The organism is Plantactinospora sp. ZYX-F-223 (assembly GCF_039649625.1).
Classification (GTDB): domain Bacteria; phylum Actinomycetota; class Actinomycetes; order Mycobacteriales; family Micromonosporaceae; genus Plantactinospora.
On record NZ_JBDJAV010000098.1, the window covers coordinates 1 to 13,618 of the forward strand.

A 13,618-nucleotide genomic window follows, 5' to 3' on the forward strand; every position below is an offset into this window, starting at 1 on the left:
TCGAGATTGAGCCGATGTCCCACCAAGCCGCCTCCACCGGGCTAAGCCGTCGCACAGACTCATAGCCAGCGCGGAACTGCGCGCGCACCGCGACCGACACCGGGCCCCAGTCGTGGTAGCGGGTGCCGAGCAGGACCGCCGACGGCCCGCCCCTCGACGGAGGGACGGGTGGGCCGCCGGTCCTGTCTATGCTCAGGCCCATGGCACTGGAATGGGAACAGATCATCGTCGACTCCGCCAACCCCGTCGCTCTCGGGCGCTGGTGGGCCGAGGCTCTCGGCTGGGTAGTGGTCGACGAATCCGAGGAGATCATCGAGATCCGGCCTGAGCCGGACCAGATGCCGGGGCTGCTCTTCGTGCCTGTCCCCGAGGGCAAGGCGTCGAAAAACCGGCTCCACCCCGACTTCCGCCCCGACGACCAGGAGGCCGAGGTCGCCCGGCTGCTCTCCCTCGGTGCCCGGCGCGCCGACACCGTGCAGGACGAGCAGCACTGGGTGACCCTCCTCGACCCGGAGGGCAACGAGTTCTGCGTCCTGAGTGAGCGAAAGGGCTGAGCGGAAGCACTGGCGGAAGCGCTGAGCGTAGGCCGGGCAGGTGTCCGGGGCCCGACGCCCGCAGCAACACGGACAGAATTGACACGGAAGCCGGATGGCGGTGGCGCTGCGAGCGCTGGCGAGCCTGCTGGACGCCCCCGACCGCGCGACGGGCGGCGCCGCCGGCCGGCCAGCCGGTGCCGCGGAGGCCCGCCGGTCGCCGGCGGGCCTCCGCGGGACTGGGCGATGAGCAGAACCGGAAGCCCTGGGTGACCGGACCGCCGCATCCCCGGCCGCGCCGACTAGGCGACGCCGCTGAGTAGCTGCCTCGCCATAACGATGCGCTGGACCTGGTCGGTGCCCTCCTAGATCTGACACCTGGTTCGCCGCTCGTTAACGGCACCCCCACACCGTGCCTACGGTGTCACCGAGCCGACGGCTCATCGCTTATCACCGCCTGGCACCCGCGCCCCACTCCTGGGCAAGAATCCACTCGATCGAGTGAAGTGCAGATAAGGCCGAGCAGTGCGCCCGGCTGCCGCTGGCGTTACGGGTGGCGGCCGAGCTGGTGGTGGCCCGGCCGGACAGTACGCTCGCCGAGTTGGTGACGGAGCTGGCCGACCGCCAGGCCCGGCTGGAGCTGCTCGATGCCGGCAGCGACCCGTACGGGCCGTACGGGAGGTCTTCTCCTGGTCGATCCAGCAGGTACCCCTGGATGCCGCGCGTACGTTCCGGCTGCTGGGCCTGCATCCCGGCCCCGACCTGGACCCGTACGCGGTCGCGGCGCTGACCGGCGCCGGCCTCGACCAGGCGCGCCGGACCCTGACGTTGCTCGCCCGCGCCCACCTGGTGCACCGGGGCGGTCGTGGCCGGTACGGCATGCACGACCTACTGCGCGCGTACGCCGCCCATCTGGCGGCCGGCGAGGAAACCGCCCAGCAGCGCCAGGCCGCCCCGCAACGGCTCCTCGGCTACTACCAGGCGGCCACGGTGTCCGCGACGAACACCCTCTACCCGGCTAACGCGAGCCACATGCCCGAGGTCGTCGCATCGATCACTCCCATTCCGGGGTTCGCCGATCCAGACAGCGCCTACGCCTGGTTGGAGGACGAACGGTTCTGCCTGGTCGCGGCGGCGGCGAAGCGTCAGGGACTGCCGCAGGTGGTCGGCGGCCAGCGCCCGTCTCGCCGCACTCACCAGCGATTGCGAGCGATCCGTCATCGACGCATCCGACCCCGACGCACCTCCGAGTCGATTCTCAGCCACGCGTCGCCGTGGAGCCTGAGCGCGCCCTACTCGTCACGTCTTCGTAGCGGTCGACACGGCGGGCTGACCGGGCATCCACCGATCGGTTGATCGGCGTACCCATCGCGTCCCGCGCCGGCGGTGGCTGCGTGGTCGATTCGGCGCCGGACCACGGACGGCACGCTTTTCGGTATGGCAATCATCGAGGTAGACGGCCTCGTCAAGCGCTACGGCGAGCACACCGCGGTGGACGGGGTCAGCTTCGCCGTCCAGCCGGGCGAGATCTTCGGCATCCTGGGCCCCAACGGGGCGGGCAAGACCACCACCGTCGAGTGCGTCGAGGGGTTACGGACCCCGGACGGTGGCGCCATCCGGGTCTGCGGCATCGACCCGCGACGCGACACCGGTGAGCTGCGGCAGTTGCTCGGTGCGCAGCTCCAGCAGAGCGAGCTGCCCGACAAGCTCAAGGTCGGCGAGGCGATGGAGTTGTTCAGCTCCTTCTATCGCGCCCCGGCCGACTGGCGGGATCTGGTCGACACCCTGCGGCTCACCGACAAACTCGGCACGCAGTTCCGGCGGTTGTCCGGCGGGCAGAAGCAGCGGCTGTCGATCGCGCTCGCGCTGGTCGGCAACCCGAGGGTGGCGGTACTCGACGAGCTCACCACCGGCCTGGACCCGCAGGCGCGACGCGACACCTGGGACCTGATCGAGGACATCCGCGACCGGGGCGTGACGATCCTGCTGGTCACGCACTTCATGGAGGAGGCGGAACGGCTCTGCGACCGGCTCGCCGTGATCGACTCGGGTCGGCTCGTCGCGCTCGATTCCCCGGCCGGGCTCGTTTCGAGGGTCGACGATCGGCAGCGCATCCGGTTCCGGCCGTCGGCGCCGCTGGATCACGCCGTGCTGACCGCCTTGCCCGAGGTCACGTCGGTGGAGCGGGCCGGCAGCCAGCTCGTGGTCACCGGTACCGGAAACCTGCTGCTCGCGGTGACCAGCGTGCTCGCCCGCAACCAGGTCGTCGCCGCCGACCTGCGGGTCGAGCAGACCTCGCTGGAAGACGCCTTCGTCGCGCTCACCGGCCGACCCTTCGAAGCCTGAGGAGACCACCTTGTCCGCCCTGTCCCGGCTTACCGCCACCGAAACCAAACTGTTCCTCCGCGAGCCCATGATCGTGTTCTTCGCGCTCGCGTTCCCCCCGATCCTGCTCGGCATCTTCGGGGCGGTACCGCCGTTCCGGGAACCCGACCAGTCCCTCGGCGGCCTGCGGGTGATCGACCTGTACGTGCCGATCATCGTCGCGATGAGCCTCGCCATGTTCGCGCTCAACGGCCTGTCCCAGCTCTTCGCCACCTACCGGGAAAAGGGTGTGCTGCGGCGCATGCGGACCACCCCGGTCAAGCCCGCGATGATGCTCGGCGCGCAGCTACTGATGTCCACCATCATGTCCGTGGGCACCATGGCGGTCGTGCTGGCCGTCGGCCGGCTGGCGTTCGACGTACGCCTGCCCCGGCAGATTCCGGCCTACCTGCTCGGCTACGTGCTGGCGGCGCTGGCGATGTTCGCGATCGGTCTGCTCGTCGCCTCGCGCGCGCCGAGCGGCAGGAGTGCCGGCGCGATCGGGACCGTACTCTTCTTCCCGATCGTGTTCTTCGCCGGCCTCTGGATACCACGCGACAGCATGAACGACGTGCTGCGGACGATCAGCGACTTCAGCCCGCTCGGCTCCGCCGTGCAATCGTTGCAGGACGCGACGGCCGGGCACTGGCCGCAGCCGCTGCACCTGGCTGTCATGCTGGGCTGGACGATCGTGGCCGGTGGGCTGGCCGCGCGGTACTTCCGCTGGGAGTAGGTCGCTGAGCGTCGAGGAGTAGGTCGTGAGCATCGAGGCCGAGCTGCGTGCGGAGTTCGACCGCTGGGAGCGCAGGGAGATCGCGCTCTTCAATGTCCTCCCATACCTCCTCCTGGCGGGCAGCATCCTCCTCACGCTGCTGCGGCCGGCCTGGGACGGACCGATGCACGTCTCGGCGGTGCTCGGGCTCGCGCTCGCGACCGTGCTCTGGATGCTCTGTTTCCACACCCTCCACCCGGAGTGGCACCAGAATGCCCCGCTGATGGGCCTCTACTACACGGGCCTGATGGTGCTGGCCGCCGGCCTGGTGGCGATCGCGCCCTTCTTCACCCTCTTCGCCTTCGTCGGCTACCCGCAGGCGTTCCTGTACCTCAAAGGCCGCTGGCGCTATGCCGGCGTCGCGGCCACGGCACTGATCTCGGCGGTGGGGTACCTGGGTGGAGCGGCCGACCTCACCGCCGGGGCGTGGCCGGAATGGATCGCCGTCAGCCTGGTCAGCATCGTGCTGGCCGGCGCCTTCTTCTACTTCGCCGAGCTGGCCGACCAGCGCAACCACAAGCAGAAGCGGGCGCTCGTCGAGCTGCACGAGGCCAATGTCAAGCTGGAGGCGGCGCTGGAGGAGAACGCCGGCCTGCACGCCCAGTTGCTGGTCCAGGCCCGCGAGGCCGGGGTGCTCGACGAGCGGCAGCGGATGGCCCGGGAGATCCACGACACCCTCGCCCAGGGGCTCGCCGGCATCCTCACCCAGCTCCAGGCCGCCGAGCAGACCCTGGACGATCCGTCGGCGGCACGCCGGTACGTGACGAACGCGATGAACCTGGCCCGGGAAAGCCTCACCGAGGCACGCCGTACGGTGCACGCGGTGGAGCCGGCGATGCTCGCCGAGGCCCGGCTGCCGGATGCGATCAACGACGTGGCCAGGCGCTGGGCAGAGGTGCACCACATCGACACGGTGCTGACCACCACCGGCAACGCCCGGCCGATGCACACAGACGTCGAGGTGGCACTGTTACGGACCGCGCAGGAGGCACTCGCCAACGTGGCGAAACACGCCAGGGCCAGCCGGGTCGGCTTGACTTTGTCGTACATGGAGGACCTGGTGACCCTTGACGTACGGGACGACGGAATCGGCTTCGAGCCCGGCGCCAACCGGGCCAGCGCCGCCCCGAACGGAGGGTTCGGGCTCGCCGGCATGCGGCAGCGGGTGCAGCGCCTCGCCGGCCGGTTGGACATCGAGTCCGAGCCGGGTGGCGGCACGGCGGTCTCGGCGGTCGTGCCGGCCATCCCCGCCGGAGGTGCGGATTGATATCGCTGCTGATCGTCGACGACCACCCGGTGGTGCGGGACGGGTTGCGGGGCATGTTCAGCGCCGACCCGCGCTTCGAGGTGCTCGGCGAGGCCGGTGACGGTGCCGAGGCCATCGCCGCCGGGGAGAAGCTCCGACCCGACGTGATCCTGATGGATCTGCGGATGCCGGGAACCGACGGGGTCACCGCGATCAGGGAACTGGCCAGCCGGGGTGTGCCGGCCCGGGTCCTGGTGCTCACCACGTACGACACCGACAGCGACGTACTGCCCGCGATCGAGGCCGGCGCCACCGGGTACCTGTTGAAAGACGCGCCGCGGGAGGAGCTGTTCCGCGCGGTCGAGGCGGCCGCGCGCGGACAGGCGGTCCTCTCCCCCGCCGTCGCGACCCGGCTGATGGGCCAGATCCGCCAGCCGGCCACGGAGCCGCTGTCGCAGCGTGAACTGGAGGTCCTGGAGCTGATCGCCCAGGGTTCGACCAATCGCGAGGCCGCCCGACAACTCTTCATCAGCGAGGCGACGGTCAAAACCCACCTGCTGCACGTGTACGCGAAACTCGGCGTCAACGATCGGGCGGCGGCCGTGGCCACCGCCTTCTCCCGTGGCTACCTCACACCACGCGGCTGACGGCGATCATGATCGGAAATTGCATCGCCGCGCGTCGATGCTGCAAGTACGCTGCCAGCACCGTCCGGCCACCGCCGGGCGGAAGGCACAGGCGACCGGTGAGGGAGAACTATGCGCTGGCGTAGCGGGGCATCGGGTCTACTCGTACTGTCAATGATGGTGAGTGTGGCGGTAGCCGTCGGGATGAGCCCGGGTGCGGCCTCGGCCGACCGGGCGAAGGCGTCCGCCGTTTCATACTGGCTCCTCAACGGCCACAGCCAAAAGTGCGCGACGGTGCAGGGAGCATCCACTACGGCCGGGGCTCCGGTCATCCAGTACGAGTGCGAGTTCACCGGTCCCGCCCCCTACAACGGGGAGTGGTTCATCGAAGCCGTAGGCACCGGCAACACCGTCCATATCCGCAACCGCCACAGCAACCAGTGCCTCGTCGTCGAGGGAGCGAGCCGGGCAAGCGGGGCGGCAATCGTCCAGTGGCCGTGTGCGCTCGTCCGGGAGCCAGCCCCGTACAACGAGGAGTGGACGATCGAACATCTGGCCACGGGCTGGGCCCACGTCCGCAACTACCACAGCGACATGTGCCTCGTAGTCAAGGGGGCGGGTACGGCCAACAACGTCCCGCTCATCCAGTACCCGTGCGGGACCTTCCAAGAACCCGCGCCGTACAACGAGGAATGGCTGATCTGACCCGGGCGCGACCACGATAGCCCGGACCCGGTGCGGGGAGGGTCCTGCCTCCCGCACCGGGTTGCCGTCATCCTTATCCGGATGCGTGCCGACTCGCGCCGAGCACCCACCGAATGCGATCATCGTCTTCATGGTGATGATCAGAGAGATCGATGGCGCGTAGGTCGTCGGCGGCGGTGCGGGCAGGGCTTTCCCGCCGGGGTGAAAGCCGCACGACCACGGCGATCGATGGGCTGAGCGCCGGAACCGTCAGGCAGATCGCGACCGTCGAGCGTGCCCGTCTGTGGCCCGGTGCAGTCGCTGCTGCTCTGGCGGCGTGGAGAAGCACCGTTCATGGGTCGTCCGCACGACTGCTCCAGGACGCCGCTAACGCGGGCTGTCCCTGTTGTGACCCACTCGAGCACCGCGACGTGCTGGAGCAAGCCTTGACGGCGCTCGGCCCGCGGGCGCGCCGGGAGGTGCAGCGGATACTCGGTCCGTTGGACGAGGTGTTTCAACGTCGCACACATCATGACCCGATGGCAGCGGCCGGGATGCCGTGGTGGCGTAGGCGTACATGATGTAGCCACCGCACATCCCTTCCGGCGGACATGACCTGCATCAGACGGGATGGTTACGGCAAAGCGCCTTGTCAGCCATTCGGTCTCGCGACTTCGAAAAGCCGAGCCAACTCATCATCCAATTGTTCCACGATGGCATATCCTTCCTGGCTCGGCAGTGGGAGCTGGAACAAGAACGACGTCCCGATTACGGTTCTCACGACCTCGTCGCCGGACCGTAGGCACTCATTGAGAAAATTGAGCACCCCCCGCCAGTCGAGTTGGTCACCACCCGCGCCATCGCCGGGGTTGGCGACGTACGCAGCAACCACCTTGCGCGTCACCTCCACCCCGAAAAAGACGTGTGCAAGGAACTCTTCCGGATCATGATAGTAGAAGTCGAGGTTCTCCCCCAGGATAGGGAAGTTCTCGACGAGATCGAGGGCGAAGCGTTCCTCAGCCCCTGTCATTTCCCACCACCACCTCCGTCACCTGCCGTTCCCAGGTCCGCCGTCACAATTGGATCCGACGCGCCCACCAGCCTGGCGGGGGTTCACGTCCACTTCTCGGCCGTCCTCATGATCAGTTCCAAGCTCTGGACACTGGGCGGAGCGTAGTCCGGGACCGGCAGCAGCCGTACGAGGGATGCGCCTATTTCTCGTCGACGGTGCGGAAGCGTGCGGTGCACGGCGAGCCTGGTCGCAGACTCGCCGTGCACCGGGCCGGTATCGCTGACGGAGGTTACGGGCGCCGCCGGGTCCGCCGGGGCGGGGACCGATCTGGTACGCCTGCCGCCACTTCCCGGCCTTTGGCAGCCGAGTTCCGTGCGGAGTGGCAGCCGGCTGGTGCCCGCGCAGGCCGGTGCTCAGCCGGTCTTGGCCAGCGGGGCCTTGCCGGTCGTACCCTCCGGCATCAGCTCCTCGGCGGCCTTGAGCTGCTCGGCGGTGACGTTCGGGCGGCCGAAGATCCGGACCGCCTCGTAGTAGATCGTCGCCAGGCCGTAGCAGGGCGGCCGCAGCGCGTCGGAGTAGGTCGCGCAGACCCGCTGCATGTCGCCGTAGAAGGCGAGGTCGAGGCGGTCCTTGTTCTCCGGGAACCGCTGGGCCGCCTTGTAGTTGCGGTAACCGAAGTCGTGGCGGATGCAGGAGAGCTCGAAGGCGAACCCGAGCGGGTTGTCCGGAGCCCCGGTGCAGCCGTCGTTGGACCAGTCGAACATGTACGCGGACAGGAGCGCCTGGTTCTGCCGGGCCGCGTCCCAGGTGGCATAGCTGTCGGAACCGGGCTGCGTCAGGCTCGCCAGCACCGCCAGCCGGTTCGGGGCAAGCCCGGTGCCGAAGACTCCGGACCCGACCGATACCGAAATGGTTGGGGTGCCGAGGCCGGCGCACGAGCTCAGGTAGCGCTGCCCAGCCGGCAGTGCGAAGCAGCCAGCCCACGGTGCTCCGTCCAGCGTCTGCAACGCCAGATTGAACCCGACCTCCAGCTGGCTACCACCGTCGTAGACCCGACCGTCGATCAGCACCGCACCGAGGCTGTAGCCGTAGTAGTCATTGCCGAAGCTGAACACACCAGCGGCCGCGACGACCTGCCCGTCGTACGGGGAGCCGGTGGTCCGTTCGATCAGGTACGCCTGGCCGGCGCCCGCGAGGTAGAAGTTGCAGACGATCTCTGCCAGGTAGTCGATCCGCACGTCGAGGCCGACCCGGGTCACGTATCCGCTGATGTACGGCGTGCACCCCGGGGCTTCTGCTCGGGTGCCGTCGACCCTGCGCAGGGCCGCACCCGCGTCCTTCGTACCCAGGTTCATCGCGGGGCTGTCCAGCTTGCGCAGCGCCCGCTGTGGGCCCGCGGGTCGCTTGGCGGCGTCCGGCGCCGCCTTGGACACGCCGGCCGGAGCTGCGGCTGCCAGGCCGGGCAGGTCCGGCGCGGCGCGACCCGCTGGCGCCTCGGCGTGCGCCGGTAGGGTGTTTACCAACGCCCCGACCAGCGCAAGCGTCAACGCCAACGTCATCGCCGATCCCCGGCCGATGATCCGTGCAGTGCCTATCCGTTTCACTGTCGCCCCCCATTGCTGGTGTCGGTTTCGGACAAGCTCCCAGCGCCGACTGAAGGGAGATTGGACGCCGGCTGGAGGCGGTTACGGCGGGCGGCGCTCTGGTCGCTCGGTCGCGGCGTGCTCACTGTGCGGCCGGCGGCCGTGCCAGGTCAACCCTTCACGGCTCCGGTCAGCCCTCCGACGATCCGGCGCTGGAACAGGCTGAAGAACAGCAACGCCGGGAGCATCGACAGGGAAGTGAACGCCAGGACCTTGGCCGTGTCGACCGAGTACTGCGACGCGAAGGCCTGCACACCGAGGGGCAGCGTAAAGGTTTCCTCCCGGTTGAGGATGAAGAGCGGCAGCAGGTAGCTGTTCCAGCTCGCGATGAAGGTCAGGATGGCCACGGTAATGACGCCGGGCCTGGAGAGCGGAAGCACCATGCGCCAGAAGAAGCCCAGTCGGCTACAGCCGTCGATCGACGCCGCCTCCTGGATCTCGTCCGGGATGGCCCGCACGAACGGGACCAGGATGATGATCGTCATCGGGATGGCGAACCCGATCTGCGGCAGGATCACCCCGGGCAGCGTGTTCATCAGTCCGAGGGTCCTGACCAGGATGTAGAGCGGGGTGATCGCCACGGTGAGCGGGAACATCAGGCCGGCGGCGAAGAGCGAGTACATCGCCCCTCGGCCGCGGAACCGATAACGGGCCAGGATGAAGCTCGTCATGAGGCCCAGGGTGACCACGCCTGCGGTGGTACATCCGGCGACGATGGTGGAGTTGAGCACCTGTTGCCAGAACACCCCGCCGGTCAGCACGTCGAGGTAGTTGCCGGCCTGCCAGGGGCTCGGCCACCCCGCCGGGTCGGTGGTGATCTGCGCGTTCGTGCGGAAGCCGCCCAGGACGATGTAGACGACCGGGGCCAGCATCGCTCCGATGAGCAGCAACGCGACGAAATACACGGCCGGGCTTCCCCAGGCCGTCCTCCGGCTGGCCCGGGTCGGCCTGCGCGCGGCTACGGCGGTCGCGGCCATCAGTTCCTCCCTCCGGTGATCGCGCCCTCGGTGTCACGGCGCAGGACGAACCGTTGGTAGACCAGCGCGGCGACGAGCGAGACGAAGAACAGGACCACGGCCACGGCGTTGCCGTACCCGTACTCCCCCGCGTTGCGACCGTTGGCCACCATGTACGTGGCCATCGTCGACGTCCCGGCCGTGGAGGCGACGTACTGGCCCCAGATGATGTAGACGAGGTCGAACAGTTGCAGGGCACCGATCATCGACAGGAAGGCCCAGATCCGGATCGTCGGCCCGAGCAGCGGCAGCGTGATGCGGCGCTGGATCTGCCAGTAGGACGCACCGTCGATCGCCGCGGCCTCGATCAGCTCGTCCGGGATGCCCTGCAACCCGGCGAGGAAGAGGATCACGGCAAAGCCGATGTACTTCCAGGTGAGGATGCCCATGAGCGTCCAGATCGCCTTCTCCGGGTCGGAGAGCCAGTCGCTCTGTAGCCAGCCCAGTCCGAGATCCTGGAGGAGGGCGTTGACCGCGCCGCTGCCCTGGAGCATCAGGCTCCAGCCGGTGCCGACGACCACCTCGGAGATCACGTAGGGGACGAAGACGAGTACCCGGATGAGGGTCTGCCCGCGCATCTTCCGGTTCAGCAGCAGGGCGAGCAGGACGGCGGCCGGCCCCTGGAGCACCAGGGACAGCACGACGATCGCGGCATTGTGCTGTAGCGCGTCGATGAACGTACCGTCCTGGAAGACGAGCACGTAGTTGCGAAGGCCGACGAACTCCGTCGGCGGGCCGTACCCCTGCCAGCTGAAGAAACCGTAGTAGGCGGCCATGGCTACGGGGAAGATGACGAAGGAGAGGAAGACGAGCAGCGTCGGCCCTGTCATCAGCGCGATTTCCAGCCGGGCGGGCCACCCGATGCCCTTCCGGGCACGGCGCCCGGCCGGGGGCGGCACGACAGGCGCGCCACCCCCGACCGCCGTCCGACCCGCCGACCGGTCCTGCGCGAGCGGTACGCTCTCGCGCTCTGTATCGAACATCATGTACGGATCTCTACGCCCTCTTGGCGGCGGTCTTGACCGCCTTGACGATGTCCTCGGGGCTGCCCTTACCGGCCAGCAGGTTCACCACGGCGGTGTTGAGGGCGTTGCCGACGTTCTGCCCGTAGACCGTGTCCAGCCACTGCGAGACGAACGGGGCCTTGCTGTATGCCGCGATCACGGACTTCAGATGCGGCTCGGTCACCTTGCCCTGGGCCTCGCTGTTCACCGGCGGCGCCTGGAATGCCTTGTAGTAGGCCTCCTGCACGGGTGTCTGCAACAGGAAGTTGAGGAAGGCGGTGCACTCCGCCTTGGGGGCCTTCGCGGAGCAGGAGTAGCCGTCAACGCCGCCGAGGATGGCGCCGGGCTCACCCGCGCCGCCCTCGATGCTGGGGAAGGGGAACCAGTCCAGGTCAGGCAGTGGCTTCTGGTCCGGCGTCAACGAACCGATGACACCCGGGTTCCAGGCACCCATGAGTTCCATCGCCGCCTTGTGGTTCGCGATCAGACCGGCCGAGCTTCCCGCGCCCTGCTGGGCCGAGGTCGTCAGGAACCCGTTGTTGAACGGCTGGGTCGCGGCGAAGTTCTGGACGTCCTGACCGGCCTTCAGCCAGCAGGGGTCGTCGAAGGTCATGCTCTTGGCGGTCTCGGTGACCGTGCTGGTGCTGCACTCGCGCAACGCGAAGAAGTAGTAGTAGAAGGCGGCCGGCCAGGCGTCCTTGGCCCCGAGGGCGATCGGCTGGGTGCCCGCGGCCTTCAGCTTGTCGATGGCGGTCTGCAACTCGGCGAGCGTGGTCGGCGTCTGGGTGATGCCGGCCTGGGCGAACAGGTCCTTGCTGTAGAAGAAGCCGCCGGGCAGCACCGCCACCGGCATCGCGTAGACCTTGTTGTCGATCGTCTGCGCCTTGAACGAGCCTTCCGAGACCACCTTCTTGGTCGCGTCGGTGATCCCGTCAGTGATGTCCAGCAACTGGCCGGCCTTGACCATCGCGGCCATCTTCCCGCCGCCGCGCTGCATGAACACGTCAGGGGCGTCGCCGGAGTTCAGCGCGGTCTGGAGCTTGCCGTCCAGGTCCTCGTTCTGGATCGACTGGATCTCGATCGTCACGTTCGGGTTGGCGGCCTCGAAGTCGGCGACGGTCTTCTCCCAGAAAGCCTTGCCCGGACCCGTCGTGGCGTTGTGCCAGAAGCTCATCGTGACCTTGCCGCCGCTACGACCGTCGCCCTCCGAGTCCCCCGCACCACAGGCGGCTGTTCCCAGGACGCCCGTCGCCAGGACTACCGACATAGTCAGTAGCTTTCCTGCCCTCATCAACCTGTCCTCTCTGCCGAGTGCGCCCAGATGAGGCTCCCCCTGGACGAACGGGATCGCAGGCCCCGGGTTGTCCGCCGTGGACGCGCGCCTTCCCTTCTGTCGACAGGCGCCGGCCCGGCGGCCGGGATCGCAGCCACTAACGGCCATCACCACATCCGTCGGACGTCACATCAAGTGTCTATCGACGGGCAAAGACTCGCAGACGGGACCGAGAAAGACAAGACACGTTTCTGAAACTTCCAAGGCCCGGGAGCGAGCCGCGCGTAGCGGCACCGCAGGGTGCGGGATGCCGGCGCAGACATCCTCCATTGAGGTGCGGACGAGTCCCCGGCAGCAATCCGTCACCCGCCCACGCCAGCGAGCGTCTCGTCTGCCAGTCCCCGAGAAGCCGCGCGAGTGACCGGTTTGTCGAGATATCGCGGCGAGCCTACGACATCTTGTATCGGAGAAGTTCCGGAAATGGCGGCGCCCCCGCTGGACCTGCGCGCCCCGGTGGATCCAGGGTGGTTCAGGTGTCGATCTCACCCATCCAGGCGTACTCCAGAAGCGCCTTGGGCAGGTACTCGGACTCGACCTCGACAGAGATGCCCTGGTCGCGGGCGAGGCAGGCCATGGCCAGCGGCCCCAGAGCGACCAGGCCGTCGCTGCTGACGGCCCTGCCCTCGTTCGCGGTCCAGTATTCCCTGTGCCTGCGCAGCGCATCGCGCAACGCGGTGTTGAACTGCTCGCGGTCCTGGCGCAGGTAGCGGTAGAAGACGACGAGCGATGGACGGAGGATCTTCGATACCCGTTCCGCATCCGCGTACCGGGACAACGCCTCGGGAGCGGTGCCGTCGACCGCAGCGACGAGCTTGCCGCCCACGTCCTGGCGGCCGAGCCAGAAGCTCTGCAGGGTTTCGACCCAGGAGTACATGTAGTCGTCGAAGGGCGCCCCGGAGTCACGCAGGACCGAGACCGGCACCTGGGCCAACCGCTTCAGACGCTCGTTCTCGCGGCAGACAATCGCCAGATAGAAGGCAGTGACCCAGGTACCCGCGTTCAGATGGGACTCGGGTCCGATCGCGGGCAGGGTGCGCTCCTGCTCCCTGATCCTGACGGTCACGCTCGTACCCTTCGGCACGGTGGCCGCCGCGAAGAGCGCGGACCCGATCTGCATGGCCGTGACCCACGCCTCCCAGGTCTCGAACTTCGCCGCCTCCGGATCCATCGCGCAGTGTTGCTGCGCCAGGCTGAGCCAACTGTTCAGCGCCTGGTGACGCACGACGAGCGAGTCCGGGAGCTCCGCAAGGATCCAGGTCGCGGTGCTGTTCAGGGCGTGGAGGGTGTCCACCACGCCCTCCGTGGAGTAGTCGTGGCGGGGAACGGTCACGGGCATTGACAGTCTTCCCTACTCAACATGTCAGACCCGCGTGGACGATCGGGGC

General features: G+C 68.3%; 14 protein-coding genes and 1 pseudogene. 7 read left to right on the forward strand and 8 right to left on the reverse strand.

Annotated features, from left to right (window positions below):
- Positions 1-142, reverse strand: a pseudogene (locus tag AAH979_RS41630) (aminoglycoside phosphotransferase); the annotation flags it as partial.
- A gap of 46 nt (positions 143-188) precedes the next feature.
- Here AAH979_RS41630 and AAH979_RS41635 point away from each other — a divergent pair.
- Positions 189-554, forward strand: a complete 366-nt coding sequence (locus tag AAH979_RS41635; RefSeq protein ID WP_346263626.1) for a VOC family protein — start codon at positions 189-191, stop codon at positions 552-554.
- A 429-nt stretch (positions 555-983) separates the two neighbouring features.
- On the opposite strand, the gene AAH979_RS41640 is transcribed toward AAH979_RS41635, so the two are convergent.
- A complete protein-coding gene (locus tag AAH979_RS41640; RefSeq protein WP_346263627.1) occupies positions 984-1,418 on the reverse strand; it encodes a hypothetical protein in 435 nt (144 codons plus the stop codon).
- On the opposite strand from AAH979_RS41640, the gene AAH979_RS41645 reads away from it, so the two are divergent.
- From AAH979_RS41645 to AAH979_RS41670, 6 genes are all read left to right on the forward strand, one after another.
- Positions 1,413-1,889 (forward strand): hypothetical protein, encoded by a 477-nt coding sequence (locus tag AAH979_RS41645; protein ID WP_346263628.1) that lies wholly within the window; start codon positions 1,413-1,415, stop codon positions 1,887-1,889. The genes AAH979_RS41640 and AAH979_RS41645 overlap by 6 nt on opposite strands.
- An 81-nt stretch (positions 1,890-1,970) precedes the next feature.
- Positions 1,971-2,879 (forward strand): ABC transporter ATP-binding protein, encoded by a 909-nt coding sequence (locus AAH979_RS41650; RefSeq protein ID WP_346263629.1) that lies wholly within the window; start codon positions 1,971-1,973, stop codon positions 2,877-2,879.
- A gap of 10 nt (positions 2,880-2,889) precedes the next feature.
- Complete coding sequence (locus AAH979_RS41655; RefSeq protein WP_346263630.1) at positions 2,890-3,630, forward strand: ABC transporter permease; 741 nt, start codon at positions 2,890-2,892, stop codon at positions 3,628-3,630.
- Between the two features lie 25 nt (positions 3,631-3,655).
- A complete protein-coding gene (locus AAH979_RS41660) occupies positions 3,656-4,936 on the forward strand; it encodes a sensor histidine kinase (protein ID WP_346263631.1) in 1,281 nt (426 codons plus the stop codon).
- Complete coding sequence (locus tag AAH979_RS41665; protein WP_346263632.1) at positions 4,933-5,562, forward strand: response regulator transcription factor; 630 nt, start codon at positions 4,933-4,935, stop codon at positions 5,560-5,562. Before AAH979_RS41660 ends, AAH979_RS41665 begins: the two co-directional genes overlap by 4 nt.
- A gap of 165 nt (positions 5,563-5,727) precedes the next feature.
- Complete coding sequence (locus AAH979_RS41670; RefSeq protein ID WP_346263633.1) at positions 5,728-6,246, forward strand: RICIN domain-containing protein; 519 nt, start codon at positions 5,728-5,730, stop codon at positions 6,244-6,246.
- A gap of 631 nt (positions 6,247-6,877) precedes the next feature.
- Here AAH979_RS41670 and AAH979_RS41675 read toward each other — a convergent pair.
- The 6 genes from AAH979_RS41675 to AAH979_RS41700 all read right to left on the reverse strand — a co-directional run bounded on the left by AAH979_RS41675 (position 6,878) and on the right by AAH979_RS41700 (position 13,524).
- A complete protein-coding gene (locus tag AAH979_RS41675) occupies positions 6,878-7,255 on the reverse strand; it encodes a hypothetical protein (RefSeq protein WP_346263634.1) in 378 nt (125 codons plus the stop codon).
- Between the two features lie 395 nt (positions 7,256-7,650).
- Positions 7,651-8,796 (reverse strand): phospholipase, encoded by a 1,146-nt coding sequence (locus tag AAH979_RS41680; RefSeq protein WP_346263635.1) that lies wholly within the window; start codon positions 8,794-8,796, stop codon positions 7,651-7,653.
- Positions 8,797-8,990: 194 nt separating this feature from the next.
- On the reverse strand, positions 8,991-9,857 hold the full coding sequence (locus AAH979_RS41685; RefSeq protein WP_346263636.1) for a carbohydrate ABC transporter permease: 867 nt from the start codon (positions 9,855-9,857) through the stop codon (positions 8,991-8,993).
- A complete protein-coding gene (locus tag AAH979_RS41690) occupies positions 9,857-10,882 on the reverse strand; it encodes a sugar ABC transporter permease (RefSeq protein WP_346263637.1) in 1,026 nt (341 codons plus the stop codon). Before AAH979_RS41690 ends, AAH979_RS41685 begins: the two co-directional genes overlap by 1 nt.
- Before the next feature lie 10 nt (positions 10,883-10,892).
- Entirely contained in the window at positions 10,893-12,167 is a 1,275-nt protein-coding gene (locus AAH979_RS41695; protein ID WP_346263638.1) for an extracellular solute-binding protein, read from the reverse strand.
- A 535-nt stretch (positions 12,168-12,702) separates the two neighbouring features.
- On the reverse strand, positions 12,703-13,524 hold the full coding sequence (locus AAH979_RS41700; RefSeq protein WP_346263639.1) for an immunity 49 family protein: 822 nt from the start codon (positions 13,522-13,524) through the stop codon (positions 12,703-12,705).
- Positions 13,525-13,618: the final 94 nt, after the last annotated feature.